This is a genomic window from Nonomuraea sp. NPDC050786 (assembly GCF_040654115.1).
GTDB lineage: Bacteria > Actinomycetota > Actinomycetes > Streptosporangiales > Streptosporangiaceae > Nonomuraea.
Map to the genome: position 1 here is coordinate 148,555 of NZ_JBFAHJ010000017.1, position 26,066 is coordinate 174,620.

26 protein-coding genes are annotated in these 26,066 nt (G+C 69.9%); 10 read left to right on the forward strand and 16 right to left on the reverse strand.

The window, feature by feature from the left end:
- Positions 1-59 precede the first annotated feature (59 nt).
- The 11 genes from AB0H84_RS28545 to AB0H84_RS28595 all read right to left on the reverse strand — a co-directional run bounded on the left by AB0H84_RS28545 (position 60) and on the right by AB0H84_RS28595 (position 11,529).
- Positions 60-1,010: a hypothetical protein gene (locus tag AB0H84_RS28545; protein ID WP_357610516.1), complete on the reverse strand. Its 951-nt coding sequence runs from the start codon at positions 1,008-1,010 to the stop codon at positions 60-62.
- Positions 1,007-2,230: an FAD-dependent oxidoreductase gene (locus AB0H84_RS28550; protein ID WP_357610519.1), complete on the reverse strand. Its 1,224-nt coding sequence runs from the start codon at positions 2,228-2,230 to the stop codon at positions 1,007-1,009. The genes AB0H84_RS28545 and AB0H84_RS28550 overlap by 4 nt, the downstream gene beginning before the upstream one ends.
- Positions 2,227-2,919 (reverse strand): SDR family oxidoreductase, encoded by a 693-nt coding sequence (locus tag AB0H84_RS28555; RefSeq protein ID WP_357610522.1) that lies wholly within the window; start codon positions 2,917-2,919, stop codon positions 2,227-2,229. Before AB0H84_RS28555 ends, AB0H84_RS28550 begins: the two co-directional genes overlap by 4 nt.
- Positions 2,916-3,680: an SIS domain-containing protein gene (locus AB0H84_RS28560; protein WP_357610525.1), complete on the reverse strand. Its 765-nt coding sequence runs from the start codon at positions 3,678-3,680 to the stop codon at positions 2,916-2,918. The genes AB0H84_RS28555 and AB0H84_RS28560 overlap by 4 nt, the downstream gene beginning before the upstream one ends.
- Positions 3,677-4,543, reverse strand: a complete 867-nt coding sequence (locus tag AB0H84_RS28565; RefSeq protein ID WP_357610528.1) for an ROK family protein — start codon at positions 4,541-4,543, stop codon at positions 3,677-3,679. Before AB0H84_RS28565 ends, AB0H84_RS28560 begins: the two co-directional genes overlap by 4 nt.
- The gene (locus AB0H84_RS28570) at positions 4,540-6,525 is read right to left on the reverse strand and encodes a hypothetical protein (RefSeq protein ID WP_357610531.1); all 1,986 of its coding nucleotides are present in this window, start codon (positions 6,523-6,525) and stop codon (positions 4,540-4,542) included. The genes AB0H84_RS28565 and AB0H84_RS28570 overlap by 4 nt, the downstream gene beginning before the upstream one ends.
- Positions 6,522-7,310 (reverse strand): carbohydrate ABC transporter permease, encoded by a 789-nt coding sequence (locus AB0H84_RS28575; protein ID WP_357610533.1) that lies wholly within the window; start codon positions 7,308-7,310, stop codon positions 6,522-6,524. Before AB0H84_RS28575 ends, AB0H84_RS28570 begins: the two co-directional genes overlap by 4 nt.
- Positions 7,307-8,224: a sugar ABC transporter permease gene (locus AB0H84_RS28580; protein ID WP_357610536.1), complete on the reverse strand. Its 918-nt coding sequence runs from the start codon at positions 8,222-8,224 to the stop codon at positions 7,307-7,309. The genes AB0H84_RS28575 and AB0H84_RS28580 overlap by 4 nt, the downstream gene beginning before the upstream one ends.
- Positions 8,221-9,507 carry an extracellular solute-binding protein gene (locus AB0H84_RS28585; RefSeq protein ID WP_357610538.1) on the reverse strand — a complete coding sequence of 429 codons (1,287 nt, stop codon included), beginning with the start codon at positions 9,505-9,507 and terminating at the stop codon, positions 8,221-8,223. Before AB0H84_RS28585 ends, AB0H84_RS28580 begins: the two co-directional genes overlap by 4 nt.
- Before the next feature lie 22 nt (positions 9,508-9,529).
- Entirely contained in the window at positions 9,530-10,297 is a 768-nt protein-coding gene (locus tag AB0H84_RS28590) for a GntR family transcriptional regulator (RefSeq protein ID WP_357610541.1), read from the reverse strand.
- Between the two features lie 68 nt (positions 10,298-10,365).
- The gene (locus AB0H84_RS28595; RefSeq protein WP_357610544.1) at positions 10,366-11,529 is read right to left on the reverse strand and encodes an acyl-CoA dehydrogenase family protein; all 1,164 of its coding nucleotides are present in this window, start codon (positions 11,527-11,529) and stop codon (positions 10,366-10,368) included.
- Positions 11,530-11,700: 171 nt separating this feature from the next.
- Between AB0H84_RS28595 and AB0H84_RS28600 the strand changes: the two genes are divergently transcribed.
- The gene (locus tag AB0H84_RS28600) at positions 11,701-12,540 is read left to right on the forward strand and encodes an NAD(P)H-binding protein (RefSeq protein ID WP_357610547.1); all 840 of its coding nucleotides are present in this window, start codon (positions 11,701-11,703) and stop codon (positions 12,538-12,540) included.
- 12 nt (positions 12,541-12,552) lie between these two features.
- On the opposite strand, the gene AB0H84_RS28605 is transcribed toward AB0H84_RS28600, so the two are convergent.
- From AB0H84_RS28605 to AB0H84_RS28625, 5 genes are all read right to left on the reverse strand, one after another.
- A complete protein-coding gene (locus AB0H84_RS28605; RefSeq protein ID WP_357610550.1) occupies positions 12,553-12,744 on the reverse strand; it encodes an NUDIX hydrolase in 192 nt (63 codons plus the stop codon).
- Between the two features lie 110 nt (positions 12,745-12,854).
- The gene (gene argG / locus AB0H84_RS28610) at positions 12,855-14,348 is read right to left on the reverse strand and encodes an argininosuccinate synthase (protein ID WP_357610553.1); all 1,494 of its coding nucleotides are present in this window, start codon (positions 14,346-14,348) and stop codon (positions 12,855-12,857) included.
- Positions 14,349-14,423: 75 nt separating this feature from the next.
- Positions 14,424-15,047 (reverse strand): GNAT family N-acetyltransferase, encoded by a 624-nt coding sequence (locus AB0H84_RS28615; RefSeq protein WP_357610556.1) that lies wholly within the window; start codon positions 15,045-15,047, stop codon positions 14,424-14,426.
- Positions 15,048-15,171: 124 nt separating this feature from the next.
- Entirely contained in the window at positions 15,172-16,446 is a 1,275-nt protein-coding gene (locus tag AB0H84_RS28620; protein WP_357610559.1) for a cytochrome P450, read from the reverse strand.
- A complete protein-coding gene (locus tag AB0H84_RS28625; protein WP_357610562.1) occupies positions 16,443-16,646 on the reverse strand; it encodes a ferredoxin in 204 nt (67 codons plus the stop codon). The genes AB0H84_RS28620 and AB0H84_RS28625 overlap by 4 nt, the downstream gene beginning before the upstream one ends.
- Before the next feature lie 261 nt (positions 16,647-16,907).
- On the opposite strand from AB0H84_RS28625, the gene AB0H84_RS28630 reads away from it, so the two are divergent.
- The 9 genes from AB0H84_RS28630 (at position 16,908) to AB0H84_RS28670 (ending at position 25,992) form a co-directional block, all read left to right on the forward strand.
- Positions 16,908-18,011 (forward strand): TniQ family protein, encoded by a 1,104-nt coding sequence (locus tag AB0H84_RS28630; protein ID WP_357610687.1) that lies wholly within the window; start codon positions 16,908-16,910, stop codon positions 18,009-18,011.
- 153 nt (positions 18,012-18,164) lie between these two features.
- The gene (locus AB0H84_RS28635; protein ID WP_357610565.1) at positions 18,165-18,923 is read left to right on the forward strand and encodes a TnsA-like heteromeric transposase endonuclease subunit; all 759 of its coding nucleotides are present in this window, start codon (positions 18,165-18,167) and stop codon (positions 18,921-18,923) included.
- Positions 18,920-21,040, forward strand: coding sequence for a hypothetical protein (locus AB0H84_RS28640; RefSeq protein ID WP_357610566.1), 2,121 nt, complete (start codon positions 18,920-18,922; stop codon positions 21,038-21,040). The genes AB0H84_RS28635 and AB0H84_RS28640 overlap by 4 nt, the downstream gene beginning before the upstream one ends.
- The gene (locus tag AB0H84_RS28645; protein ID WP_357610569.1) at positions 21,037-22,236 is read left to right on the forward strand and encodes a TniB family NTP-binding protein; all 1,200 of its coding nucleotides are present in this window, start codon (positions 21,037-21,039) and stop codon (positions 22,234-22,236) included. The genes AB0H84_RS28640 and AB0H84_RS28645 overlap by 4 nt, the downstream gene beginning before the upstream one ends.
- On the forward strand, positions 22,233-23,546 hold the full coding sequence (locus AB0H84_RS28650) for a TniQ family protein (RefSeq protein WP_357610572.1): 1,314 nt from the start codon (positions 22,233-22,235) through the stop codon (positions 23,544-23,546). Before AB0H84_RS28645 ends, AB0H84_RS28650 begins: the two co-directional genes overlap by 4 nt.
- A 17-nt stretch (positions 23,547-23,563) precedes the next feature.
- Entirely contained in the window at positions 23,564-24,082 is a 519-nt protein-coding gene (locus AB0H84_RS28655) for a hypothetical protein (RefSeq protein WP_357610575.1), read from the forward strand.
- 363 nt (positions 24,083-24,445) lie between these two features.
- Positions 24,446-24,808, forward strand: coding sequence for a hypothetical protein (locus AB0H84_RS28660; protein ID WP_357610577.1), 363 nt, complete (start codon positions 24,446-24,448; stop codon positions 24,806-24,808).
- Between the two features lie 32 nt (positions 24,809-24,840).
- Complete coding sequence (locus AB0H84_RS28665) at positions 24,841-25,233, forward strand: hypothetical protein (protein WP_357610580.1); 393 nt, start codon at positions 24,841-24,843, stop codon at positions 25,231-25,233.
- 18 nt (positions 25,234-25,251) lie between these two features.
- Positions 25,252-25,992, forward strand: a complete 741-nt coding sequence (locus AB0H84_RS28670) for an aminoglycoside phosphotransferase family protein (protein ID WP_357610583.1) — start codon at positions 25,252-25,254, stop codon at positions 25,990-25,992.
- Positions 25,993-26,066: the final 74 nt, after the last annotated feature.

Genomic DNA, 26,066 nt, shown 5'->3' on the forward strand with positions numbered 1-26,066 from the left:
AACGAGAAGGTTGGTGACACCTCCGAAGCATGAGAGTTCCGGTCATCCGTACAACTTGGCTAGCAGGGCGGGCGTAGCGCGAAGGCGGCGTGCGGGTTGGCGGTCAGCGCCGACTTGGCCGTCTCGCCGAGCCCCGCCGCCTCCAGCCGCGGCACGAACCGCTCCAGCAGGTACGTCAGCCCCGGCCCACCGCCCAGCCCCGGCCAGTACGAGCGCCGGGCCAGGTCCATGCCGAACAGCAGCCGATGCCCCAGCCCGCGTCCGGCCAGTTCGGCGACGAGCGCGACGATCTCGCTGTCCGGCCCGTACTTGATCCGCCCCGGGCGGTCGAAGGCCAGGTACGCCCCTCTCTCCGCCAACGAGGCGAGATATCCGGCGTCGGGATTGTGGTCGATGTGCCCGAGCACCACCCGATCGGCCGCCACGCCGCAGTCCGACAGCGCGTCCAGCAGCTCGTGCCCCATCGTGCCCTTGTCGCAGTGGGTGACGACCGGCACGCCGGTGCGGAGCGCGGCGGCGGCCACGGCGGCCACCAGCCGCTCCACCCCGCGCCCGAACGCGTGGTACGCGGTCGCGATCTTGATGGCTCCCGCGCGGGCGGACGACCGCCGTACCAGCGGCCCGACCAGCCCGTACTCGTCCATGCCCAGCTCGATCTCGGCCACCAGCAGCTCGGTGATCTCGTCGGGCGAGTAGCGGTGCAGCCAGTGTGCGTCGCTGTAGTAGGTGCTCTTGTGGAAGCCGGTCACCGCGATCACGTGCAGCCCGGTGCGCTCGGCCAGCGCCTTCATCAGCGACGGGCTGCGGCCGAAGCCCAGCGGCGTCATCTCGACCACCGCCGACAGGCCGAGCCGCTGGGCCGCCGCCACCTCGGCGACGGCGGCGTCCAGGGAGTCCAGCCGGTAGTCGGGTTCGTTGCGGACGGGCCAGTCACCGGTCATGAAAAGGTGCTCATGCGCATAGGTGACGCCGATCTCTTCGACGTCCCCCAGAACCGTACGGACCTTCACAGCAGCGCCCCTTCCTCGCGCAGCCGGGCGCGCAGCAGCTCCACGTCCACCGCCGCCGGCTCCACCCCGGCCTGTACGGCCAGCGCCGCGGCCGTCCCGGCCGCCTGCCCCATCGCCATGCACTGCCCCATCGACCGGGCCGAGGCGTGGGCGTCGTGCGTGGCCGACAGGCACCGCCCCGCGACGATCAGCCCGCCGACCTCGACCGGCAGCAGGCACCGGTACGGGATCCCGTAGGTCCCGTAGTCGTGCACGTACTCCCACCGGGTGCCCGACCCCGCGGCGTGGTCCTCGATCGGCGCGCCGCACCGGGCGATCGTGTCGGGAAAATCCCTCCCGGCCAATACATCATCAGAAGTCAGGACATATCGCCCGACGAGCCGCCGCGACTCCCGCACGCCGATCCGCACGGACGTGCTCAGCAGCACCGCCGACTCGTACCCGGGCACCTTGGAGCGCAGGAAGCGGACGTACTCGCTCACCTGCGCACGTCCCTCGCGCTCGGCACGCGACAGCTCGAAAGGGTCGGTCGGGTCGAGCCCGCTCACCCGGGTCAGATTGGTGTGCACGATCCCGTCGTTGACGGTCCTGTGCACCGAGCCCTCGCGCCGGGGCAGGTCGGCGTCGGCCATCAGCGCGTGCAGCTCCGCCGTGCCGGTGGCCGACAGGTCCACCCCGCCCAGCCGGAACGTGGCCGTCATCGGCTGCGACCGCATGCCGGGGCGCTCCAGCGTGGCCCCGGCCCGCCACGCCACCTCGCCGTCGCCCGTCGCGTCCACGACCACGCGGGCCTTGACCAGGAACCGGCCCGCCACGGTCTCCACCTCGACCCCGGCGCCCGGCACGTACGCGCACACCCTCGCGTGCAGCAGCACGTCGGCGTCCGAGGTGAGCGAGTCCCACACGAGCTTCAGCTCCTCCGGCTCGTACGTGACGCCGGTGCCGGCCCCGTACGTGTTGGGCCGCTCGAACGCGGCCCCGGCGGAGAAGAGCCGTTCGCACACCTCCCAGCCGATCCCGCCGACCACCCTCCGCGAGACCGGGCCGGGGGCGTAGAAGCCGTAGAACGTGTCGAGCACGGCGGCGCCGGTGCCGCCGAGGAAGCCCGCCGGCTCCACCAGCAGGCACGTCGCGCCGGCCCGCACCGCCGCGACGGCCGCCGCGCAGCCGGCACTGCCGCCGCCGGCGACGACCACGTCGCCTTCCCACAGGACGTTCACCGCAGATGCCACCCTCCGTCGACGGGAATGACCGCGCCCGTGGTCCGCCCCGACTGCGGGGAGAGCAGCCAGAGCACGGCCTGCGCGATCTCCTCCGGCCGGCAGGGCGACGCGCCGAGCGGCATCAGCGACGGCAGCCTGGCCTGGACGGAAGCGGACGTACGCGCTCGAACGCTCATCGGCGTGGCCACGAGACCGGCGGAGACCAGGTTGACCCGCACGCCGCGCGGCGCGGCCTCGCGGGCGGCGGTCCTGATCAGCGGGATCAGCGCGCCCTTGGCCGAGGCGTAGGCCACCGTGCGGAAGTCGTCGTCGATCGACGTGCCGAGCGCCGAGCCGATCACCACGATCGACCCGCCCTCGGGCAGCGCGGGGATCGCCGCGCGCAGCAGCCGGAAGACCGATTCGTGGTTGACCCGGTGCACCTCGTGCCAGGCCTCGTCCGTGCACTCGGCCACGCCGCCGTCGCCGAGCCGCCGGCCGGACATGCCGACCGCGTGGACGACGCCGGCGATCCGCCCGTGCCGGGCCTGCGCCTCGGCCACGGCCTTCTCGGCCCCGCCCGGCGCGGTGATGTCGATGCCGCCGGACAGGTCCACGCCGTACGCGCTCGTACCGGAGGCCTCGACCGCCGCCACGCAGGCGCGGCCGATGCCGCCGTCCGCCCCGACCACCAGCACCGCGCTCATGGCTTCCTGAGCACGGCGGCGGCGCGGCGGGCGTGTTCGAGGTAGGCGGCCTCGAACAGCTCCTCGGAGCGGGGGCCGCCGACGAGCTTGGCGCTGGAGATGACCGGCGGCGTCCAGCCGCCCGCGACGAGCAGCTCGGCCGTGCGGACCTTGATCTCGTTGACCACGGAGACGGCGGCCAGCGTGCTGCCCGGCCCGACCGGCTCGGCCAGCCCCTCGACCTGGCAGAGCGCGTCGCCCACCGGCGTGCGCAGGTCGATCACGACGTCGGCGTGGTCGGCGAGCCGGGTCCCGCTGGGGTGTCCCGGCTCGACGGCCGTGCTCTCGTTCATCGAGGTCACGGCCACGACGGGCAGGCCCGCCTTGCGCAGGCCCATCGCCATCTCGATGGGCACGGCGTTGAGCCCGCTGACGCTGAACACGATCGCCGCGTCGCTCGGCCGCAGCTCGAAGTTGGCGAGGATGGCGTCGGCCAGCCCTTCGACGCGTTCGATGAACATGGCCTGCCGCATCCCGTTCGAGCCGGCCACCTGGGTGTAGAACGTCGTGGCCAGCTCGACGATGGGGTGGAAGCCGGGGTAGGAGCCGTACCGGGGGAACATCTCCTCCACGCCCATCCGCGAATGTCCGGTGCCGAACGTGTGCACCACTCCGCCGCCGAGGATGGCCTTGGAGGCGATGCGAGCGGCTTCGGCAAGGGCCTCCTCCTGTGTCCGTTCGATCGCACCGAGCAGCTCTATGGCGCGGCTTATCCACTTCATCCAGATCTCCTCCCGTAAAGTGCCGCGCCGATCGCCCCCGCCAGGGGGCCGAGTACGGCGGGCAGCACCGCGATGTCGCCGATCAACGGCCGTCTCCGCGCAAGGTGGGCATGCAGTGCGGAGCGCATGAGATCGAGCGCGCCGGAGACGCCGCCGCCCACGACCACCGAGCCGACGCCGAGGACCGAGGCCGCGTCGCCCAGGGCCACGCCGAGCGCCCATCCGGCCCGCTCGAACACCCGGGCCGCCCGCCCGTCACCCGCCCTGGCCGCCTCGGCCACCTCCTCCGGGGTGACGCTGCCGCCGAAGGCCCGCACGATGCCGGGCCCCGCCGCGAACGTCTCCACGCAGCCCTTGTTGCCGCAGCAGCAGGCCGACCCCCAGGGGGCGACCGTGACGTGCCCGATCTCGCCGAGGTTGTCGCGCGGCCCGGCGAGGACGGCGCCACCCAGCGCCACGGCCCCGCCCACGCCGGTGCCGAGCACGGCGAAGAGCACGTCGGCCAGCCCGCGGGCGGCGCCCAGCTCCAGTTCGGCGAGCGCGAACGCGCGGGCGTCGTTCACGACGGCCACCGGGACCCCGGTCAGCGCCCGCAGCCGGGCGCCCAGCGGATAGCCGTCCCAGTCGCCCGGCGGATTCGGGACGAACAGCGCGGTGCCGGTGGCGCGGTCCACGTGCCCCGGGAGCCCGATCCCGATGGACTCGGCGTCCGGAGCCAGCTCCGAGGCCAGCGAGGCCGCGAGCTCCACCGTCTCGTCCGGGCCGGGCGGCGTGGGGACGGTGCCCGACCCGACGACCGCCTCCCCCTCCAGCGCCACCCATTTGGTACGGGTGCCGCCCACGTCGATGCCGAGCCGGGTCACGGCCCGACCTCCAGCACCCGGGAGGCGAAGCGGGCGCCGCCGCGCGGCCGCCGGAACGGCTCGACCCCGAGCAGCCGCAGGTAGGCCAGCAGCGGCTGGGAGTGGCTGTGCAGGTTCGCGACCGGGTACGCCTGCATGGCGACGCCCACGTCGGCGAGGTCCCACGTCCGCCCGGGACGGCCGGTCTCGGGCGCCAGGTACGCGTCGGGGCCCGACAGCGTGCCCTCCCAGACGTCCGGGTACGCCTCCGTGTGCGCGGCCAGCGTCATCCGCCGCCACCACTCCCAGGCCAGCTCGGGGAGGTGGGCGGCGGCGGCCCAGACGAGCGTCATGTTGACCGCGTACCAGATCGTGCCGACCCCGCCGGGGCCGTACGCGTCGCGCGCGGGCCAGCGCAGCCGGGCGCCCAACGGGGAATCGGCGGCGGCAGTGCGCTCGATCGTGCGCAGCAGCTCCACGGCCCGCTCAGGCGGGGCGGCCCCGCACAGAACGGCCCAAGGCTGCACCTCCAGCCACAGATCGTCGTCGCCGACGACCGCTCCCGGGCCGTACGCGCGGCGGTACCAGCGCCCGTTCCACTCGCCCGCGACCAGCTCGCGCAGCTCCTCGCCGAGCTTGCGGGCCTCGGCGGCGGTCGCGGCGTCGCCGAGCCGCTCGGCCAGCGTCGCGTAGCGCGGCAGGACCCAGGCGGCCATGGCGGAGTTCAGGACGGACTCGCCCTTCGTGATCATCACCTCGCGGGGCACGCCGCTCTCGGTGATGGCCATGTCGTTCCAGTCGGCGTTGAGCATGCGGATGTGTCCGTGCTCGCCCCGTCCGACCGTGTCGGTGAGGAACCTGAACTGCCTGCGCAGGTTCTCCTGCAGCGGCACCCCGGCAGCCCCGTGGACCGGGTGGTACGGCACCTCCGCCCGGAAGGCGGCCTCGTCGCCCGTCGCGCTCAGGTACTCGGCGGCCAGCCACAGCGCCCACAGGTTCTGGTCCGACGGGCGGAACAGGTCGGTCCAGGGCTGCTTGTCCGGTCCGAGCGCATAGGGCAGGTCACCGTCGGGCCCGCCCCATGCGCACGTGTTGCGCAGCACGGACAGCGCCAGGTCGGGCTCGATGTAGACGAGGGGGAGGGCGTGCTGCAGCGGGTCGCGGGCGGCGCCGTTGAAGCCGTGCCTGAAGGAGTAGCAGGAGCCCTGGTCGAGGGTGTGGCCGCCGAGCACGCCGTCGGCGCAGGCCGCGCCGGTGAGCAGGGCGGCGTGCCAGGGGATCTCCCGTTCGGCCTCCGGCGCCCGCGCCGCGGAGGCGCTGGGCAGCCGGGCGCGCAAAGCCTCCAGGCTGCCCTCCAAGGACGCGGTTTCGGAGTCGAGCAGGCCGTAGCGGAAGTCCAGCACCTGCTCCGCACCCGCCTCCAGCTCCAGCGGGACCCGCAACAGCCCGGACCGCGTCCTGGCCCCGTCTGGCAGCCCCTGGCCCAGCAGTTCCAGCTCGAGCCCGGGATCGTCGGTGTCCACGGGGCCGGTGATGAGCTCGATCCTGGCCGCCCTGGCCGCCCATTCCTCGGTCAGCTCCAGCCGTACGGGGGAATCGAGCAGGTTGCGCACCCGCAGCCGGATCAGCACCCACGGCTGCTCGCCCTCCGGGCAGAGGACCGTGCGCTCCAGGGCCACGCGCTCGTCGGCCACCCGGACGACGGCGAAGGTCGGCCCGAAAATCCGCTCAGACCCCGAAATATCAGTGGAAAGTCCGCCGACCCTGGTCACGCCGGTTCCCCGGGTGAGCCAGAGCAGGCCCGTGTGCTCGTCGAACAGGTCGCTCAGCCCGTAGTTGTCCGACACCAGCGTGATCCGCCGGTTGCCCACGTGGGTGAAGTGCCGCCGCGTGGGCGCGTCGAGCACGGGGTCCCACTCGGCGCGCGGGTCCCGCTCCTGGTCCATCGTGTACGCGAACGCCGGCAGCCCGTACGCCGTCGTCCACTCCCCGAACGCGCTCATTTCCGCAACCCTCCCAGCGTCAGCCCCGCGACGTAGTAGCGCTGCAGCAGGAACATCAGCGCCAGCGGGGGCACCGCCGTGATCAGCGCGGCGGTGCTGACCAGGCCGATGCTGAAGTCGTACTCGGTCTGGAGCTGCGACAGCCCCACGGGCAGCGGCCACAGCCCGGGATCGTTGGCCACGATGAGCGGCCAGAGCAGGTTGTCCCACTGCGCGAGGAACTGCAGCAGGAAGAGCGTCAGCAGCGCGGGCCGCAGCAGGGGGAGCCCGATTCGGACGAAGATGCGCAGCTCGCTCGCCCCGTCCACGCGCGCCGACAGCAGCAGCTCGCGCGGCAGCGCCAGGGCGAACTGCCGGACCAGGAAGACCCCGAAGGCGCTCATCATGAACGGCACGATCATGCCCTGGAAGGTGTCGATCCAGCCCAGCGCCTTGACGACGAGGTACATCGGCACCAGCACCACGATCGGCGACAGCGACAGCGTCCCCACGATCACCGTGAACAGCGCGCGGCTGCCGGGGAAGCGGAGCTGCGCGAGCGCGTACCCGGCGGCGCCGGAGAGGATCACCTCGAGCACCGCGACGCCGAGCGCGAGCACCAGGCTGTTGCGCAGGTAGAGCGGGAAGCCGCCCTGGCCGAACAGCTGCGCCAGGTGCGCGCCCAGCTGGGAGAGGTCGAACGACAGCCCGCCCAGGTCGTTCGCGTCCGAGGCCGAGGAGACGGCGACCATCGCGTACACCGGCAGCAGCAGCACCGCCACGACCAGCGTGAGCACGGCCTTCACTCGTCATCGCCTCCCCGCAGCACGCGGAACTGCGCGAGCGAGAGCGCCAGCATGGCCACGAGCAGCACCATCGCGATCGCCGACGCGTAGCCCATGCGCTCGAACGTGAAGCCGGTCGCCCACAGGTAGAGCGGCAGCACCTCGGTCGCGCCCGCCGGCCCGCCCTTGGTCAGCAGGAAGGCGGGCACGAACGACTGCATCGCCCCGACCACCGCGATGACCAGCACGAACAGCAGCGTGCGGCGCAGCAACGGCAGCGTGATGCGGTAGAAGATCCGTAGAGGACCCGCACCGTCGAGCGCGGCCGCCTCGAAGACGGCCGGCGGCAGTCCCTGGAGGCCCGCGGTCAGGATGATCACGAACAGGCCGAGGTGCTTCCACGTGGTCATGATCACCAGAGCCCAGAGCGCGAGCCCCTCGTCGGTCAGCCACGGCTTCGGCTCGGCGCCGGCCAGCCCGATCAGCGTGTTCGCCAGTCCCTGGTCGGCGAAGATCACCGACCAGGTCATCGAGGAGGCCACCAGCGGCATCGCGGCGGGGATCATGATCAGCGCGCGGAGAAAGGCGTTGTAGCGGCCCGGCTTGCTCAGCGGCACGGCCAGCGCCAGGCCGAACACGATCGACGGGACCACGGACGCGACGGTGTAGACGGCGGTGACCTTCGCCGAGTTCCAGAAGCCGGGGTCGGCCAGCATCCTGCGGTAGTTCGCCAGGCCCGTCCACTCCGGCGTCCCGGCCAGGTCGTAGCTGGTGAAGCTGAGGTAGACGGCCGAGACGAACGGCACCAGCCAGAAGAGCAGGAAGTACAGGGCGGCGGGGAGCGCCAGCAGGCCGCCGGTGCGTGCCTCCGCCCACCGCTGCCCCTTGCCCGACACCCGGGCGACGCGCGGTGCGATCTCCAGGGACAGCGTCATAGGGCGATCCGCATCGCCTGGTCGAAGTCGGCCGCGGCCTGCTCGGGAGTCTTCTTGCCGAACGCCACCGCGTCGGCGGCGTCGGTCAGCGCTTTGGCCATCTCGTTCCAGACCGGTGTCTGCGGGCCGAAGTCAGCATGCGGGGCCGAGTCGGCCATGATCTCAATGGCCTTCTGGTCGGCTCCCGGCAGCTTCTCCCAGCCCTTGACCGGCGTGAGCAGGCTCGCGTCCTTGAGCTGCGTGGCGGCGACGTCCTCGCGCTGGAGGTAGTCGATGAAGTGCCAGGCGGTGTACTGGAGCCGGGACTTCTCGGCGACCGCCCAGCCCCAGGTGTAGGCGGGCGCGACGGGCGGGCCCGCCTCCCAGCGGGGCATCGGCGCGATGTCGAAGACCTTGCCGAACGTCAGCTTGGGGTTCAGCGTCGGGAACAGGTCCATCGCGAACAGCCCGGACACCAGCATGGCCGCCTCACCGGTGGCGAAGAGCCCGAAACCGGATAACGGGTTCGACAGCTTGGGGTTGCCCAGGCCGCCGTAGTAGCGCAGCGCCTCGACCCCGGGGTCCGTGGCGAGTGTGGCCTTGCCGGCGTCGGGGCTGAGTATCGCGCCGCCCTTCCCCTTGACCAGGGCGAGCAGCTGCATGAGCGTCCACTGCGGGTTGCCCAGGATCCACTGCAGGCCCACCTTCTTGCCGTCGGCCGAGGTCAGCCGCTTGCTGTACTCGGCGACCTCCTCCCAGGTGGCGGGCGGCTTGTCCGGATCGAGCCCGGCTTCCAGGAACCTGTCCCGGCGGTAGTAGAGGTAGCAGATCGTGTAGTCGATGGGGACGCCGTACAGTTGGCCGTTGTACGACAGCGAGCCGATCGCATGCTCGTCGTACGTCTGCACCAGCGCTTTCTCGTCGGCCACGCCCATGGCCTCGGGCATGATCGGGGCCAGCCGGCCCTTGCGCGCGTGGCCGGGGACGGTCCAGCCGCCGATCTTGAACAGGTCGGGCGGCACGTCACCGGCGAACGCGGTCAGCAGCTTGGCGTCGAGCTTGTCGACCGGCACGTACAGGGGAGTGACGTCCACGCCGCCGAACTCCTGCACGTAGCTGTGCAGCAGCGGGTTGAACACCTTGTCGTACGCCTTGGTCTGGTGCAGCCAGACGGAGAGCTTCCCCCGCGGCACTCCATCGGCGGGGACCGCGGCGACCGGGTCCGAGCCGCAGGCGGCGAGGAGGCCGGATGCCGTCGCGAGTGCGGCGGTTCTGAGCAGGGCACGACGGGACAACCTGGTCATGCGCGACCTCCCGGTATGGGGGCTACTGGCCCATCAGCGCGTTCTTGGCGTCGTTGAGCTCCACGGAGAACACGGTGAGATCGCCGCGGGCGTGGCGGATGGTGTATTCGAGCGCGATCCCGCTCTCCGTGCACGTGCTGCGCGCGGTGGCGAGCAGGGCCGCGGCCATCGGCACGCGCAGCAGCTCGGCGAGGCGGTAGTCGGCGTTGACCGCGCCGATCGTCTCCCGGCCGCTCGCGGGGGTCAGGCCGTACTTGGTGCGCAGCAGGTCGTACAGGGAGCCGGTGAGATCCTCGTCGAGGATGCCGGGGACCAGCTCGACCGGCAGGTGGGCGCTCTCCAGCATGCACGGCACGCCGTCGAGCAGGCGCAGCCGCTCGACGAAGACGACCTCCTGGCGCTCCCGCACGCCGAGCGCGACGGCGACGTCGGGCCCGGCGTGCTGGAGGCCAGCTCTGAGCACCTGCGTCGTGGGCTTGCGGCCCAGCCGCGCCATCGTCTCGGTGAACCCGACCGGCCGCGAGCCCAGCTCGGGGGAGACGGCCAGCGGCGCGGTGTAGGTGCCGCTCCCTTGCCTGGCCACCAGCAGGCCCTCCTGCACCAGGTCGCCGATCGCCCGGCGGGCCGTGGCCCTGCTCACGCCCGCGTAGGCCATGAGGTCCTTCTCGGCGGGGATCATCGTGCCGGGTTCGCAGTCGCGGATGACCGCCCGCAGCCGCTCGCGCAGCTGGTAGTAGAGCGGCACCGCGGCGGACGGGTCGAGAGCGAGCCTGCGTTCCCAGTCGGTCATCCATCCTCCGCCCAAGTTGTACGGACAACCGTATCTTTTACGCTCGGCGGGAGAGTGTCAATAGTGGATCACTCCAGGGCCATGAGCACCCAGGACTGCCCCGGAGCCAGCCCCGCCAGCTCGCGGCCGCACTCCTGGAGCGCCTGCGGGCTGGAGGTGATGTGCGCGGTGCCGGTGTGGACGTCCCTGAACAGCCGCTGGATCAGCCCGTCGCGCACGGCCATCGTGCCGCCCGACGCGTAGGCGAACCGGGCCACCTCGGCGACGGTCCAGGTGACGTGGTTGAGCGCGAGCCGCACCATCATGTCCTGCCGGACGTCGAGGTGGCGGCCCGCGTCCAGGGTGCGCTCCACGTCCTCCCATGTCTCGTGCACCAGGGCCTTCGCCGCGCGGAACGACGCCTCGGCGCGGGCGAAGCCGGCGTGGAAGGCGTCGCTGCCGGCGATCTGGCCGGGCCGCCCGGTCCGCGCCGCGACGTAGCCGGCCAGCTCGTTGAGCAGCCGGCGGCCGACGCCGAGCGCCCAGGCGGAGTGGCAGATCAGCGCCTGGTTGAGCAGGCCGAGCCGGAAGATCGCGCCGCCGCGCAACGGCTCGTCCCGGTCGAAGACGTGCGTCTGCGACTCCGGCACGAAGGCGTCCTCGATGGCGTAGTCGATGCTGCCCGTCGCGCGCAGGCCCAGGACGTCCCAGTTGCCGAGCATCTTGACGTCCTCGACCGGGGTGATGAAGATCCGGACCTCGTCGGTGCCCTCGATGGCGCCCAGGCTGTGGGCGTACTGGGCGTGCAGCATGCCGGAGGCGAAGCTCCACTGGCCGCTCAGGCGGAAACCGCCGTCCTCGCGTACGGCTGTGCCCGGCCGGGTGCCCTGGCCCGCGATGAGCGGCATCCGCGCGCCCGTGAAGATCCGCTCGACGGCCTCGTCGCCCAGGTAGGCGCCGGCCGTGCCGTTCTCCAGGGTGGTGGCCATGACCACCCAGCCCGTCGAGGGGTCGGCGTACGAGAGCTCCTCGAAGACGGCGATGAGTTCCCTGGGGGAGAGCTCGGAGCCGCCGAGCGGCACAGGGACCCAGATGCCGAAAAGTCCTGCCTCGTGCAGGGCGTCCACGACGGGGGTGGTGAGCCTGCCCTGCGCCTCGGCCGCGTCCGCCTCGCGCTCGATCAGCGGGCGCAGGCCGCGGGCCCGCTCCAACAGGGTCGTGCCGGCGGTGTGCAGTCGCAGCGTGTCGCTCATGTCCAGGTGCTCCTGTTCTGATCGTCGGCGCTTTTACTCCGTCAGATCACGCAAGTGCCGCCTTGTCCAGAGCCGATGGCGGGGTCGGGCACTCGACGGCCCTGCTATACAGTGTATTGAGCAATACAGTGTATCGAGGGCTCGACCTCAGAAGAGAAGGAGATCTCCACCGTGATCCTGGTAACCGGTGGCACCGGAAACGTCGGCGCCAACGTCGTCCGCCAACTGCTCGAAGCGGGCGAGAAGGTACGCGTCATCACTCGCAACCCCGGCGACCGTTCCTTCCCGGACGGCGTCGAGGTCGTGCCCGGCGACCTGACCCGACCGGAAACCCTGGCAGCGGCGCTGTCCGGCGTGGACCGCGCCTTCCTGTTCCCCGTCTTCAACGCCGTCGACGGATTCCTCGAAGCGGCGCGGAAAGCCCACCTGGGGCATGTGGTGCTGCTGTCGTCGGCAGCAGTCACCTACGTCACGCCTGGGTGGATCAGCGAACAGCACCTGCGGCTGGAACGGGCCGTCGAAGCGTCCGGGTTGCCGTGGACCTTCGTGCGCCCCGACGCGTTCATGACCAACGACCTGGCCTGGGCGCCCCAGATCGTCCACGGCGGGGTGGTCCGCGGAGTGTACGGCAATGCGGCGCTGGCCCCGATCGACCCGCGCGACATCGCCGCGGTCGCCGTACGCGCCCTTCTCGATCGGCGTGTCGGCGAGGCGTGTCTCCTCACCGGACCCGAGTCGCTGACCCAGATCGACCGCGTGCGGATCATCGCGGAGACGATCGGCCGGCCGCTGCGGTTCGAGGAGCAGCCCCGAGAACAGTTCCGGGATCAGATGCTCGGCTACGGCATGCCCGCGCCGGCGGTCGCCGAGCTCATCGACCAGCTCGCCGCAAGGGACGGTAAGAGCGCGCAAACCGTCAACACGGTCGAGGAAGTCACCGGCCGGCCGGCCTTCACCTACGCGGAATGGGCCGCCCACCACGCGGCCGACTTCGGCTCGACGCCGGCCTGACGGCGACCGGAGTCATAGGCCGATACTGGCCTTGGCGCCCATGTAGGAGCCGGCGCCGGGCCGGCCGGCCTGAGCTGCCACGTCGAGGCCGGTCTCCTCGCGCATCTCTCGCACCAGCGCATCGCCGAGAGACTCGCCCGGCTCGACCTTGCCGCCGGGCAGCGACCAGGAACGGCCGCTGCCCGTGTGCTGCTCCAGAAGCACAGGATCGTGCCCTCCTCGACGAGCATCCCGGTCACGCGCACCTCCACCCTCGATGCAGGACACGCGGCCGGGCAGTGCTCTGGAGCCCGGACGGCCCGGGGGAGCGGTGCTCAGTCGGTGCCGGACTCCATCGCGGCGTGGTCGAGCAGCTCGTCGTCGTCCGGAACCGCGACATCCTCACCGCGGGAGGCGATCGCCTCGGCCCCGCCCTCGGGCATCGCCCCGATCAGCCCGGTCGCCGCAGTGCTTTCCCAGCCAACCAGCCCCGACCGACCTCCCGGCTGAGCAGCGTCGATCAACGTCGGGTGCCCGCTGCCGACCAGGCCGAGCCTGGCATACTGCTCCAGCTTGGCACGGGAGTCGGCGATGTCGAGGTTGCGCATGGTCAGCTGGCCGATGCGGTCGAGCGGCCCGAACGCCGCGTCCTCGGTGCGCTCCATGGAGAGCTTGTCCGGGTGGTAGCTGAACGCCGGCCCGGACGTCTCCAGGATGGAGTAGTCCTCACCGCGCCGCAGCCGCAGGGTCACCTCGCCGGTGACCGCCGCGCCGACCCAGCGCTGCAGCGACTCGCGCAGCATCAGGGCCTGCGGGTCCAGCCAGCGGCCCTCGTACATGAGCCTGCCCAGCTTCCGCCCCTCGTTGTGGTAGGCGGCGAGGGTGTCCTCGTTGTGGATGGCGTTGACCAGCCGCTCGTACGCCGCGTGCAGCAGGGCCATGCCGGGCGCCTCGTAGATGCCCCGGCTCTTGGCCTCGATGACGCGGTTCTCGATCTGGTCGGACATGCCCATGCCGTGCCGGCCGCCGATGGCGTTGGCCTCGAGCACCAGGTCGACGGCGGAGGGGAACTCCTTGCCGTTGACGGTGACCGGCCGTCCCTGCTCGAAGCCGATCGTGACGTCCTCGGTGTCGATCTCGACGGCGGGGTCCCAGAACCGCACGCCCATGATCGGATCGACGATCTCGATGCCCGCGTCGAGGTGCTCGAGCGCCTTGGCCTCGTGGGTCGCGCCCCAGATGTTCGCGTCGGTGGAGTAGGCCTTCTCCGTGCTGTCGCGGTAGGGCAGCCCGTGGGCGAGCAGCCACTCGGACATCTCCTTGCGGCCGCCGAGCTCGCTGACGAAGTCGGCGTCCAGCCACGGCTTGTAGATCCGCAGGGAGGGGTTGGCGAGCAGGCCGTAACGGTAGAACCGCTCGATGTCGTTGCCCTTGAAGGTGGAGCCGTCGCCCCAGATCTGCACGCCGTCGTCGAGCATCGCGCGCACCAGCAGGGTGCCCGTGACGGCCCGCCCGAGCGGGGTGGTGTTGAAGTAGGTGCGGCCGCCGGAGCGGATGTGGAACGCCCCGCAGGCCAGGGCCGCGAGCCCCTCCTCCACGAGGGCGGCCCGGCAGTCGACCAGCCGGGCGACCTCCGCGCCGTACGCCTTGGCGCGGCCGGGCACCGAGCCGATGTCGGGCTCGTCGTACTGGCCGATGTCAGCGGTATAGGTGCACGGCACAGCACCCTTCTCGCGCATCCACGCGACCGCTACCGAGGTGTCGAGGCCGCCGGAGAAGGCGATCCCGACGCGTTCGCCGACAGGCAGGGAGGTGAGCATCTTGGACACGAGTAGAAGTATATACACACCAATGCATGGCCATGCAACGCTGGGGTGCCTTCTTCGCGGCGCGTCGCCCGGTCGTCAGAGCTCGACCCGCATGACCACGCGCCGTACGGTGGGGTGGCTGACCTCCGCGAACCCGGCCTCCTCGAAGACCTGACGGGCTCCCACGTGCAGCTCGCCCCAGGTGATCTCCTTGCCCGGCTGCGTGATCATCGGGTACGCCTCGAGCGCCCGCGCTCCGTGCTCACGGGCGTAGCCGATCGTGGCCCGGGCGAGGGGATAGGTGAGGCCGCGGCCCCGGTAGCGCTTGCGGATCACGAGGCAGGTCACCGCCCAGACGCCGTCGTCGTCCTTGTCCTCGGAGCGGCCGGCCCACGGGACGCGAGAGGTGCGCAGCTTGGGATAGGCCGTCCGCGGCTCGACCGCGACCCAGCCCGCCGGCTCGTTCCCGACGTACGCCACCAGCCCGCTGGTGGCCACGGCGTCCGGATCGCCGCAGGCGGTCTGCGCCCGGAGCATCGCGGTCCGCTGCTCCTGCGTGGAATCGCGCCAGATCCAGCCGGCCACCTTGAACCTCTGGCACTGGCACCGGCCCGCGTCGGTGCCGAAGATCGCGACCAGGTCGTCCCATGACGCCTCGTTGGCGGGGACGATGGTCACCTGCTCGGCCGGGACGATGCCCGGAACGGTGTCCTCAATCATGCCCGGCATGCTAGGTCCCGTTCCGGACGTTCCCCTTCCGTAATGCGGGGACTTCCTGGATTCCGCGGCTCTCGCAGCCTCGAAGTCTCCCGGCTACTCGGATCAGCTTCCGGCGCGGCTCGGCTCAGCCGATGCGGATCGGCAGCGTACGGGGGCCGCGGACCTGGCTGGCGGCCCAGGTGACGGCGGAGGGATCCTCGAGGGTGAAGTCAGGGACCCGCTCCAGCCAGACCTCCAGGGCGACGCGGAGCTCCATGCGGGCCAGGTGGGAGCCGACGCAGCGATGGATGCCCAGGCCGAAGGCGGCGTGCCGGTTGACCTCGCGGTCGATGACCACCTCGCCCGCCCGGTCGAACTGGGCCGGGTCGCGGTTGGCCGCCGGGAACGGCAGCAGCACCCAGTCGTCGGCCTTCATGTCCACGCCGTTCCAGTGCACGTCCTCCCTGACCAGCCGCGCCATCGTGACCGGCGCGTAGGCCCGCAGGAACTCCTCCATCGCGGTCGGCAGCAGCCCGGGCTCGGCCACCAGGCGCTCGCGGTCGGCGGGCGTCTTCGCCAGGTGCCACAGCGAGGCCCCGATAGCGCTCCAGGTCGTGTCGATACCGGCGATGAGCAGCAGGTTGATCGTGCCCAGCACGTGGTTGGGATCGAGTTTCTCCCCGAACAGCTCCGCGTTGAGGAGGTAGGTCGTCAGGTCGTCGCGGGGGTTGTCGACATGGTCGCGGATCTGCGCGAGCAGGTAGTCGGTCAGCTGGGTGAGCCGCGCGATGCGCTCCTCCTGCGGCCGGTTGATGCTTTCGAGCGAGCTCTCGACGAACTCGCCGAACATCGGCGCGTCCTCCTGCGGGAAGCCGAGCATGTCGGCGATGACCCGCGTCGGGATGTGCTGGGCGTAGTCACGGGCGGCGTCGACGACGTCCCGCCCCTCGAACGCGTCGATGAGCTGGTGGCAGAACGTCCTGGTCGCCGGCTCCAGCCTGGCGACGGCGGTCTTGGTGAAGGCCGGCAGCAGCAGTTTGCGCGCGTCGTGGTGGAAGGGCGGGTCGGAGGAGATCGGCGGCACGGCGCCCACCGGGGCGAGGTCCTTGGGGGGCTTGAAGTTGCCCACGACGATCGCCCGGGAGGTGAATTTCTCGGTGTCGTACGCGATCGCCGCCACGTCCTCGTAGCGCGTGGGCAGCCACACGCCGCCGAACCGCTCGGTGTGCGCAATCGGGCAGCGCTGCCGCAGGTCGTCCTGGATCGAGTACGGGTCGGCCGCCCACTGCGGATCGACGTGGGAGAAGTCGGTCGCCCAGTCGGAGACGGGGTCCGTGACGACCTCGGTCCGGTAGCCGTTGAGGAACCGTTCCCTGCGCGCCTCTTCGAGGCCCTCACCGAAGCGGTCGTCCACGGTCATAGCGCGGCTCCCTCGACGTCGATCGCCCGCTCGGGACAGTTGGACGCCGCCAGGCGCGCATGAGGCTCCTCGCCCGGCGAGACGGAGCCGTCGCCGAGGACCGTCCCGTAGCCTTCGTCGTCCTCGCCGAACACGTCGGGGGCGAGGTCGTAGCAGCGGCCGTGTCCCTGACAACGTGTGGAGTCGATCAGTACTCTCATTGCCTCGTTCCTGTCTGGGTCTCGCCTGACTTTGCGGTGATCTCCGTTCCATTAGACGCCGGTTCGGGGCTTGTGGTGCGCCTTATGGCGATATCAAAAAACCGTTCATTTGATATGTCAAGGCTCGGACCGCAGGGCGGGCGGGTTGTCTGACGGCCTTGCAGATGTCAGTACGGCACCAGGGATGTCAGTGGACCTGGCAGTAGGCCCATCGGAGATGTCAGTAGGCGCGTGTACAGCAGGGGGTCAGCCAGGGAAATGATGACGGTATGGCCCCGACGGCTGGCGTTGGTGGTGGCACCGGCGTCCGGCGAGTCGTTCGCGTCGTGGGTTGATCGGATGGCCCTGCGGAACGGATGTCCGGCGTGGACGATAGTCGAGGCGTTAGGGCTGGATGTACGCGCGTCAGGTGACGTCCGTTCACTGGCGTACGGCATCGTCACGACGCCGGAGACGCGTAGAGCGATTGAGGCTGCTACAGGCGTGAGCTCCGAGGTCGTGCGTGGGATGCACCTGGAGGTGTTCGACGGCTCGGCTGTGGATCTGACAGGTGTCCGCGTGGGGGAAAAAGACTCAGTCCGCCTGGCAGAGGGCCGTGAGTGGGTGCAGTTCTTCGGCAGCCGGGCATGCCCGAAGTGCCTGGCGGCTTCGGGCGGAGCGTGGCCGCTCTGGTGGAAGCTGGGCTGGGCCGCGGTTTGTCCCGAGCATCGGATGCTGCTGGTGGATCTCTGCCCGAGATGCCGCGTTTCCGTGCGACGGGGCCCGGCCGGCCAGCCAGGCCGCCTGTCTCGCTCACGGATGCCGGCTCCGTTGCGATGCGGCGCGATCCTCAGCGGGACCGTATGCGATCAGCCGATTCCACAAATCAGCACGAGCGTGGTGAATCGCAAACTCGCTGATCAGCAACAGCTCGTGCTCGAGATGGCGATGCGCCGCCAGCCTGCGCTGTTCGCGGGCCAGGTGGTGAGTGCCGGTCAGTGGTTCGCGGCCTTAAAAGCGACGGCGATGCTAGTCCGGCTGGGGGTGCCGGAGGTTCTCCCCCTGTTGGATGTGACTGCGGATGGCCGGGGCGCGCTGGCCGCAGAGGCCGCTGCTGGGCAGCGGTGGAACCGGGCGGGGCCCGCAGGCCGCTTCGGGATGGCTCCGCGGACGGCGTTGGTAGCTGCGGGACTGCTGGCGGTGGCTTTGGAGGTGGCCGCAGCGGAAGGGGAGTCGGAGTTGGTGGCCCGGTTGATGCCGCTGGCCGTCGCCGCACAGATGAGATGGAAGGAGCGGCGGCGAGATTCGTTGACGCTGGTGGCTCTACCGTCGGTCTTCACAGCAGCCTTGGATGCCGTGCTCGGTGGGCAAGCTCGCCGCCAGTGAGCGGGCCACCGGGGGTGGCCAGAGATTGGCGCGGAAAGTGAGGACGAAGTCGACCATGGGGCGCTAACGTGATCTCCGTCACACGATTCTGCTCCGCGTGCTGACGTTCTGGATGAAGGCGAGCAGCCGCTTCTTACGGTCTCGGGAGGCGTGATGAAGGCCGCCGACTTGCAGTTACGCAGCGTCCAGGTTCGCTTTCTGCATCCGGACGGGCAGGAAGAGCAGCTTCCGCTGGAAGTCGCTGCCGAGGTGGCGTTTGAGAACTGCGGCGCGATCCGGCGGATCCCGCACCGGGCTGATCAGGCGCACACGCCGAGCATGCACTGGTCATCCACAACGAACCGGATGATCGAGTGTGAGTCGTATCTGGAAAGCGTCTGGATGACGATGCTGGACTTCGATCCCGAGGTAACCGGCTTCTCTGGCCAGCCAATGCAGCTGTTCGGCGTGGACAATCGCGGCGCGTGGAAGGCCACGCCGGACCTGTTCGTCCGCCGGGTGGACGGCTCGGCGACGGTGATGGAGGTCAAGAACCCCGGCCGGTTGAACGACGCGAAAGTGAAGACGACCGCTGAGCGGGTCGCGGCCTGCTGCGCGGTGGCGGGCTGGGGCTATCAGCTGGTCGGCGAGCCGGCCGGGCGGCAGCGCACGATCAACGTGCTGGCGTTGGCGGGCTATCGCCGCGAGATGGTCGGGGTGAGCGACTACCGGGCGCAACTCCTGTCGCTGGCCAGCGAGCCGGTGCCGCTGGGGCAGCTGGTCAGCTTCACCGCCGAACCCCTGGTGGCCCGCGCGGTCGTGCTGCACCTGTGCTGGACCGGCGAACTGGCGGCGGAGCTCTCACGCCCGTTGGAGGACACCACCATGGTCTGGGCCGTTGCGGCGACCGGCGATGCCGGAGTACTCCCATGAGCGAGCTGGACGAGGCTGGCGGCCGTCGGCTGGCCAAGGGCACGTGGGTCTGGTTCCGCGACGAACGCCACCAGGTGGTCGGCCAGGGTGGCAGCGAGGTTCACCTGCTGTCGGCCGCTGGGGAGTGGACCACCATCTACATCGCGGCCTTGATGGCGGCGCCCGGGTTCCGACTACTGAGCGAAAGCCCCGTTGACCTGCCCTCCAGCCTGGTCGATAGAGGAGCGTTGCTGGACGGTCTCGCCGAGGACAAAGCGGCCTCGGTGCGTGACCTCGAAGCGCACCTGAACGAGATCAAGACCGGCTACCGCAGCGGCGATCCGGAGCAGGCCGCGCCAGGTGAGCCGCGGCCTGCCTACGATCTGGTGTTGCATCCCCGGCGCAGCGATCGGGTCAAGGCCAAGGCCGCTGAACTCGGCATCAGTGAACGGACGGTCTGGCGCAAGCTGCGCCGTCTCCGCACAGAGGAACGCCCCGGGCTGATCGATGGGCGCGGTGCCGAGGCACGCGATCCACTGGCCCGCGCCGATCGGCGGGTGCTGGATGCGATTCTCGCCCAGCATCGAGTCGGTGAGCGGGAGGACTCCAACGGCGGCCTGGACCGGTTCTATCGGCGGCTGCAGGATCGGCTGGACGACGAGCACGGGCCGGGTGTGGTGAAGCTGCCCTCGAGTTCGACCATCGCCCGCTATGTCGAGGTGCTGCTGCCGGGTCAGTACACCTTCGGGCGGGCGCCGTCGCGGCGCAGCGCGGCGGCGCGGCCGCAGCGTTCCTACGGGCCGGACGAGGCGGTGCGGCCGGGGCAGGTGGTGATGATCGACGCCACCCCGCTGGACGTGATCGCCTACGACCCGATCGGCGACGTCACCCACAAGGTGCATCTCGTGCTGGCGATCGATGTCGCAACCCGGACGCTGCTGGCCTGGCGGATGACGGTGGGCGACACCCGGGCGGTCGATGTGGTGATGCTGCTCAACGACTCGGTCACCCCGGAGCCGATGCGGCCCGGCTGGGAGCAGGCGCTGGCCTTCCGGATGCTGCGCCTGCCCATCACCCGCGAGGTCGAACTGGAGGAGCGGCTGGAGCTGGCCGCGGCCCGGCCGGTGATCTGGCCGGAGCAGATCCTGGTCGACCACGCCAAGGTCAACCTGTCCGACGCGCTGCGCGAGGCATGCCTCGATCTGGGGATCAACCTGGGTTTGGCCCGGAAGGCCAACCCGACCGACAAGGCCAACATCGAACGCGCCTTCGGCACCGTCCGGGAAGATTTCGCCAAGCATGTCGCCGGCTACAAGGGCTCCGACACCTCCAGCCGGGGCCGGCTGGTGGAGCACGCTGCCCGGTGGAGCCTGGAGGACCTGGAGGAGTTCTTCGCCGAATATGTGGTGGCCGTCTATCAGCGGCGCGTGCACTCCGGGCTGGTCGTCCCGGGGTTCCCAGAGCTGGAGATGTCGCCGAACCAGGCCTACAGCCTGATGGTGGCCCGCTACGGCTACATCGTCTGCCCGCCGCAATCGCACCACTACTGCAAGCGGCTGCCGATCGAGTATCGGGTGATCCGCCCGGAGGGGGTGCAGCTCGACTACCTCATCTATGACGATCCGGTCCTGGGCGACCATAGGCGGGCGATATCGCCGGTTCCGGGCAAGGGCCGGAAGTGGCCGATCCGCTACAACCCCGGCGACCCCAGCAGAGTGTTCATCTTCCTCGAAGGCGCCTGGCAGGTGCTGTTCTGGACACACCTGCCGGATCCGGCCATCCCATTCACCACGCGGATGGTCGAACAGGCCCGCAAGCTACTCCGCGACGGCGGGCTGCGAGAACCGAGCCAGCAGGAGATCGCCGAGGCGCTGGTGGATCTGCAGCGCCGGATGGACGCGCCCGAGTCGGCGACCGCGCGCAGCCGACGCGAGCTGCTGCGGGCCCGCGAGGACGCGCGCGCCATCAAACGTGATCAAGCTCGCGGTCGGTTCGGTGAGCAGGAGGAGCCTCCGGCGCTGACCCTGGTCCCGCCGGCCGATGAGGAGAAGTCGGCGGAGGACGCCGTGGTGGACCTGTCCGAGCTGGAGAAGTTCGAGATCTGGGATCCCGGCGGGCGGGGTCCGGACCGCGCATGAGAAAGCGGGTCGCGCAGCCACGCACCAAGGAGCAGTGGCGGGAGTTCTGCGCCCGCCCGGCGCCACCCCGGCCGGAGCCGGTCAGCCGCGGCGAGTACGACAGCTGGGCCGCCGACCGACAGGACCCGTTCGATGAAATGCGCAGAAGCTGCAACGCCAACCCGCCGTTACTCAAGCATCCGCAGGTCCTGCGGGTGCTGGCCGCGTTGAAGCCGAAGCTAACGCAGGGCCGCTACAGTCAGGACGCCACCTTTCACAGCGCGATCATTAACGGCCCCGGGCACTGCGGCAAAACGTCCCTGCTCAAGTTGATCGGCAAAGAGTGCGAGCTGGACTGGTGGCGCCGCCACCCCGACCTGGCTCCCGACCCAGGAGTGTCACCGGCCGACTTCCGCGGCGACTTTCTCGGCGACCGGGTGCCGGTGATCTATGTCAGCGCCAGCACCGGCGCGACCGCGGGCATGTTGTCGCAGGCCATCGGCAAGTTCCTGCACGTCCCGAACCCCGGCCGCACGGCGACGAAGTGGACGCTCACCGATCCCGTGCTGGACGCGATCGAGGCCTGCGGCACTGAACTGCTGCTCCTGGATGACCTGCACATGCTGGACAAGATCCGCGACGGCGGGCAGGAGACCAACGACCACATCAAGAACCTGGCCAACCACGCCGCAGTCACCATCGTCGGTGCCGGGATCCTGCTGGAGGAGGGCAACCTGTTCACCGATGGCGCCCCACCCCGCACCCGCCCGGGCAAGGCAGGCAGCGCTGCGCAGGGACAGGAGCGCGGGAGGGCCGGTCAGTTCGGTTCCCGCTTCGCCGACCTGCAGCATCTGGCCCCGTTTCCGATCGCCACCCGCGAGCAGCAGCGCACCTGGATGTCGCTGGTGCGTCACTTCGAGAGCAACCTGATCCTGCTCGATCACCAGCCTGACGATCTGACCTTGCACCACTGGCGCTACCTGCACGAACGCACTTCCGGCTACATCGGCGCGCTGGCCATGCTGTTCAAAGAGGCCGCTCACACGGCGATGGACACCGGCGTCGAAGCGCTCACCCGCTACGTCCTCGACAGCGTGGTGCTCGGCCACGACGACGAGGTCGACTACGCCAAGACCCAAGCCCGCCGCCAGGCCGCTGCACGGCGCCGCACCAAGAAGGCCCCGCCCGCCTCCGGCCAGGACGCGGGCACCGGATGATCCGGCACCACCTCGAACTCGAGGAGCGGCAACCGGACCGGCCGCCGCCTCGCCGGCTGGCCCTGGTGCCGCCACCGGCCGACGGCGAGGCCTTCCACTCCTGGTTCTTCCGCCTGGTCGAAGTGCAGCACAGCCACCGCGACACCGTCGCGTCCCTGCTCGGCCTGCCTCCCTACACCCCGCAGCGCTACACCCTGGGCGAGGACTTCCTCACCGTCTTCGACGGCGAGTACGTTTTCGAGAACCTGCGCGACGCCACCGGGCTGCGCGCCCGCGCCATGATGCGCATGGCACTGATGAGCCAGGGCGGCCAGTTCATCACCTACAGCTGGACCGGCACCACCAGCACCCGGCCCTGGCCCTGGCGCGCCGACACTGCCGCGGTCTGTCCCCGGTGCTTGGCCGGGCCCGACCCGATCTGGCGCATCGCCTGGCACCTGCTGCCCTGCGTGGTCTGCCCGATCCACCGCGTCTATTTGACCGGCTGGTGCCCGAGCTGCCACAGCCGGATCAGTGTCGGCGACACCCCTCGCTACCGGCGCGAATGCAACGGACCGTTCGGCCCGCAGGGGCGCATTGTCGGCGCCCGCAACTGCCGGCAACAGCTCGCCCGGCTCCCCTGCGAGCCGGTCGGAAGCGAGCGGCTGCTGCGCATCCAGCAGGACCTCCTGGCGCAACTGCACCGTCCACGCGATGGACCCATCGAACCCACCAAGGCGTTCTGGGACCTCTATGAGCTGCTGTTCCGCCTGGCAATCTATTTCGGCACCCCGGAGATGCTCCCCGCCGACACCGACGCCCACCTCTGGTGGACCTTCCACGAGTTCTGCCACCTGCGCGACCAACTCGCCCTCACCGCCGGGCCCACCGCCCGCGAACGCTGCGGCGACCTGCTCTCCTACCAGCCCGGACCGCTGCTCAGCGCCGCTGCGATGCTCATCATCGACGAACTCAGCTTCACCGGCACCCTGCTGGACGCACTGCGCTACTTCATGGACCAACGCCGCTACGACCCCTGGGCTGGCACCCTCTGGCACGAGTTCTGCGACGACTATCACCCCACCGCGGTCACCAACCGGATCCTCAACCACCTCAAGATCAGAACCGTCGACCCGGCGCTGCTCAAACCACTCGCCCTCTGGGAACCAGGCGCGCCCCACCACCTGCACCCAGCCGAGACCGTCGACGATCTGGACCTGCCCGAGGCCGCGCTGCTGCTGGCCGGCGAAGGACTGCGTCCGTGGGAGAGCAGCGTGCCTGACGTGACACCCCATAAAGGAGCACAGGCCATCGGAAATGTCAGCTCGTGATCTTAAGATTGACAGCCGTGATCACCGCGCGGACTGTGTCTTTCGATCTCCACGTCAGCTACCGGCAGGCCTACCTCATCGACTACGGCACGCTAGCCCCAGAAGCTTTCCCCGATGACCATCCGGAGCACCCCGTGGGGATCCTCCGGGTCAAGGACGACAAGGCTCTCCTGGTCACGGGCCTGCACACGGGCATCGTCGGCCTCTCGGTGACGGTGGCCGACAGCGATCCGGGAGCAGACACTGACGGGTATGAGGACATCGTGGAGATCAGCTTCCGATCCGAGATCGGACGCCTCTGGTTATGTGAGTGGGCAGGTGAACGAGTCCACGATCTACCGGAGTTGCCCTCGGGTCCGGGGTGGTATCGGCTGCGCTACCACGCCGCGAACATGGACGAGGGCGCCGAGGTGAACAGCTCGATGGACGAGGTCATCGACCGCTATCTGCTGCAGATCTGGCCGCACGATGCATCCACACCGCGTGTGATCAAAAGCACGAGCCACCAACATGCCTACTGGCGCAACGTGAGCTGACCTCCCGGCAGAGACCTCGGGGCTGCCCTGCTGCGACCGACCAAAGCGATGTCCAGCGACGCCAGACATCTGGCGATCCGACTCCCAAAGCTCTGCTGGAACCCTAGGCCAGAATAGTTTCGGACCCGGCGTCACAGCGTCCGCCCAGTCCGACCCGAAGCATGACACGTGATCTTCGACCGGATACTGCCAACTTCGATGACGCAAACGCTGGTACTTCGATATCCGTCGAAATGACAGTGCCCAGGTCCGGGACAGGTCTAACTGTCATCTTCGCTGCTTCCAGACACCAGAGATAGTTGTCACATCCCAGCCATACTTGTCACCAAGAACAGGTTGGCGGTGGCGTCGGGAGGCGAATCGGTGACGACGGACGTGGCGGCAATGACTGAACGCGAGTACTTCGCCTTCATGGCCAAGCGGTTGGGCATGTTCGTGGCCGGGTCGAGGCTCGCTGGGGTGGAAGGGTTTCTGGACGGCTATGACCAGAACGCGCTGCGGCATGGAGGTCCTGGCCTGCGTGGCTGGCGGGAGTGGCTGGTAGCTCGGCGAGGCCAGGACTGCAATCACGGCTGGCATGGCCAAGTGCGCCATATCGCGCTCCCTGATGGATGGGAGCGGTGGGATCTGTCCCGCGAGGAGGAAGCCAAGGTTATCGAGGTCCTCTTCACGCTGCTGGATGAGTTTCTCGCTGAACGGGAACTGTCGACGGCGCACGGTGACTAGACCGTCCGGCGATAGCTTCGGGTGGCAAAGAGTTGCTGGCGGGCGTATTGCTGGTGGATGCCCTGGGTGGACATGCCGACGGCTGCGCCGAGCTCAGCTTCACCGGCACCTTGCTGGACGCGCTGCGCTACTTCATGGACCAACGCCGCTACGATCCCTGGGCCGGAACGCTCTGGCACGAATTCTGCGAGGATCACCACCCCACCGCTGTCACCACTCGGGTTCTCAACCACCTCAAGATCAGAACCGTCGACCCTGCTTTGCTCAAACCGCTCGCCCTCTGGGAACCGGGCGCACCCCACCACCTGCACCCACCCAAGACCGTTGAAGACCTCGACCTGCCCGAGGCGGCGCTACTCCTGGCCGGCGAAGGCATTCGTCCTTGGCAGACCACCGCAGGTGTCCGGGCGGCTACGGGCGTTTGAACAGGAGACCTTTCACTGATGCGACCGACCCCCGCTGAAATTCCCCTGACCGGAGGACGCATCACCTCAGGTGTCGTCCGGGTCGCTAATACCGTTCGGCGGCCCGCCACGGCCTCCTCCGCCTTCGTCGCCCGCCTGCTCACCCATCTTGAGCAATGCCAGTTCCCGGGAGCGCCCCGCTACCTCGGACGAGACGAAGCCGATCGCGACATTTTCACCTACCTGCCCGGCTGGGTGCCGGCCAGGTTCCAGCGCTGGAGCGACGCTCAAGTCGCTTCAGCTGGAGCGCTTCTTCGCTCGCTGCACGACGCCACCCGCAAGAGCGGCCTCACTGGGGAGCACCCCGTCATCTGCCATCACGACCCCGGACCCAACAACACGGTGTTCCGCGCCGGGCTACCAGTCGCCTTCATCGACTTCGACACCGCCGCCCCGGGCCATCCCCTCGAGGACATCGGATACATGGCCTGGACGTGGTGCATCTCCTCCAAGACCACCGCGCCGCCGGCCACCGCACAAGCTGCCCAGGTGCGAGTGCTCGCCGACGCCTACGGACTCACCGCTGCGCGCCGTGCTGCCATCCTTGATGCGATCCTCGACCGCCAATCCCGCAACGCCCGCTGGTGGGCAGAACGCCTGACCGACTCCAGTCACCATCTGGCCAGTCCCGAACAGATCACCTCCCGCATCGCATGGTCCGAACGCGAACACGCCTACACCAGTGCCAACCGTCTCGTCTTCGCGACGGCACTGCGCTGACGTCGAACGTGCTCCTGATGGCACCCACACGAGTACGTTCACAGTTGATCTTCGGCTCCGTACTGCCAACTTCG

Bases quoted from the DNA above. Each gene is read 5' to 3' on its own strand.
- AB0H84_RS28555 (WP_357610522.1), bottom strand. From the start codon at position 2,919: ATGAGCGCGGTGCTGGTGGTCGGGGCGGACGGCGGCATCGGCCGCGCC.
- AB0H84_RS28560 (WP_357610525.1), bottom strand. From the start codon at position 3,680: ATGAAGTGGATAAGCCGCGCCATAGAGCTGCTCGGTGCGATCGAACGG.
- AB0H84_RS28570 (WP_357610531.1), bottom strand. From the start codon at position 6,525: ATGAGCGCGTTCGGGGAGTGGACGACGGCGTACGGGCTGCCGGCGTTC.
- AB0H84_RS28580 (WP_357610536.1), bottom strand. From the start codon at position 8,224: ATGACGCTGTCCCTGGAGATCGCACCGCGCGTCGCCCGGGTGTCGGGC.
- AB0H84_RS28585 (WP_357610538.1), bottom strand. From the start codon at position 9,507: ATGACCAGGTTGTCCCGTCGTGCCCTGCTCAGAACCGCCGCACTCGCG.
- AB0H84_RS28590 (WP_357610541.1), bottom strand. From the start codon at position 10,297: ATGACCGACTGGGAACGCAGGCTCGCTCTCGACCCGTCCGCCGCGGTG.
- AB0H84_RS28595 (WP_357610544.1), bottom strand. From the start codon at position 11,529: ATGAGCGACACGCTGCGACTGCACACCGCCGGCACGACCCTGTTGGAG.
- AB0H84_RS28615 (WP_357610556.1), bottom strand. From the start codon at position 15,047: ATGATTGAGGACACCGTTCCGGGCATCGTCCCGGCCGAGCAGGTGACC.
- AB0H84_RS28620 (WP_357610559.1), bottom strand. From the start codon at position 16,446: ATGACCGTGGACGACCGCTTCGGTGAGGGCCTCGAAGAGGCGCGCAGG.
- AB0H84_RS28625 (WP_357610562.1), bottom strand. From the start codon at position 16,646: ATGAGAGTACTGATCGACTCCACACGTTGTCAGGGACACGGCCGCTGC.
- AB0H84_RS28630 (WP_357610687.1), top strand. From the start codon at position 16,908: ATGACGGTATGGCCCCGACGGCTGGCGTTGGTGGTGGCACCGGCGTCC.
- AB0H84_RS28635 (WP_357610565.1), top strand. From the start codon at position 18,165: ATGAAGGCCGCCGACTTGCAGTTACGCAGCGTCCAGGTTCGCTTTCTG.
- AB0H84_RS28640 (WP_357610566.1), top strand. From the start codon at position 18,920: ATGAGCGAGCTGGACGAGGCTGGCGGCCGTCGGCTGGCCAAGGGCACG.
- AB0H84_RS28645 (WP_357610569.1), top strand. From the start codon at position 21,037: ATGAGAAAGCGGGTCGCGCAGCCACGCACCAAGGAGCAGTGGCGGGAG.
- AB0H84_RS28650 (WP_357610572.1), top strand. From the start codon at position 22,233: ATGATCCGGCACCACCTCGAACTCGAGGAGCGGCAACCGGACCGGCCG.
- AB0H84_RS28670 (WP_357610583.1), top strand. From the start codon at position 25,252: ATGCGACCGACCCCCGCTGAAATTCCCCTGACCGGAGGACGCATCACC.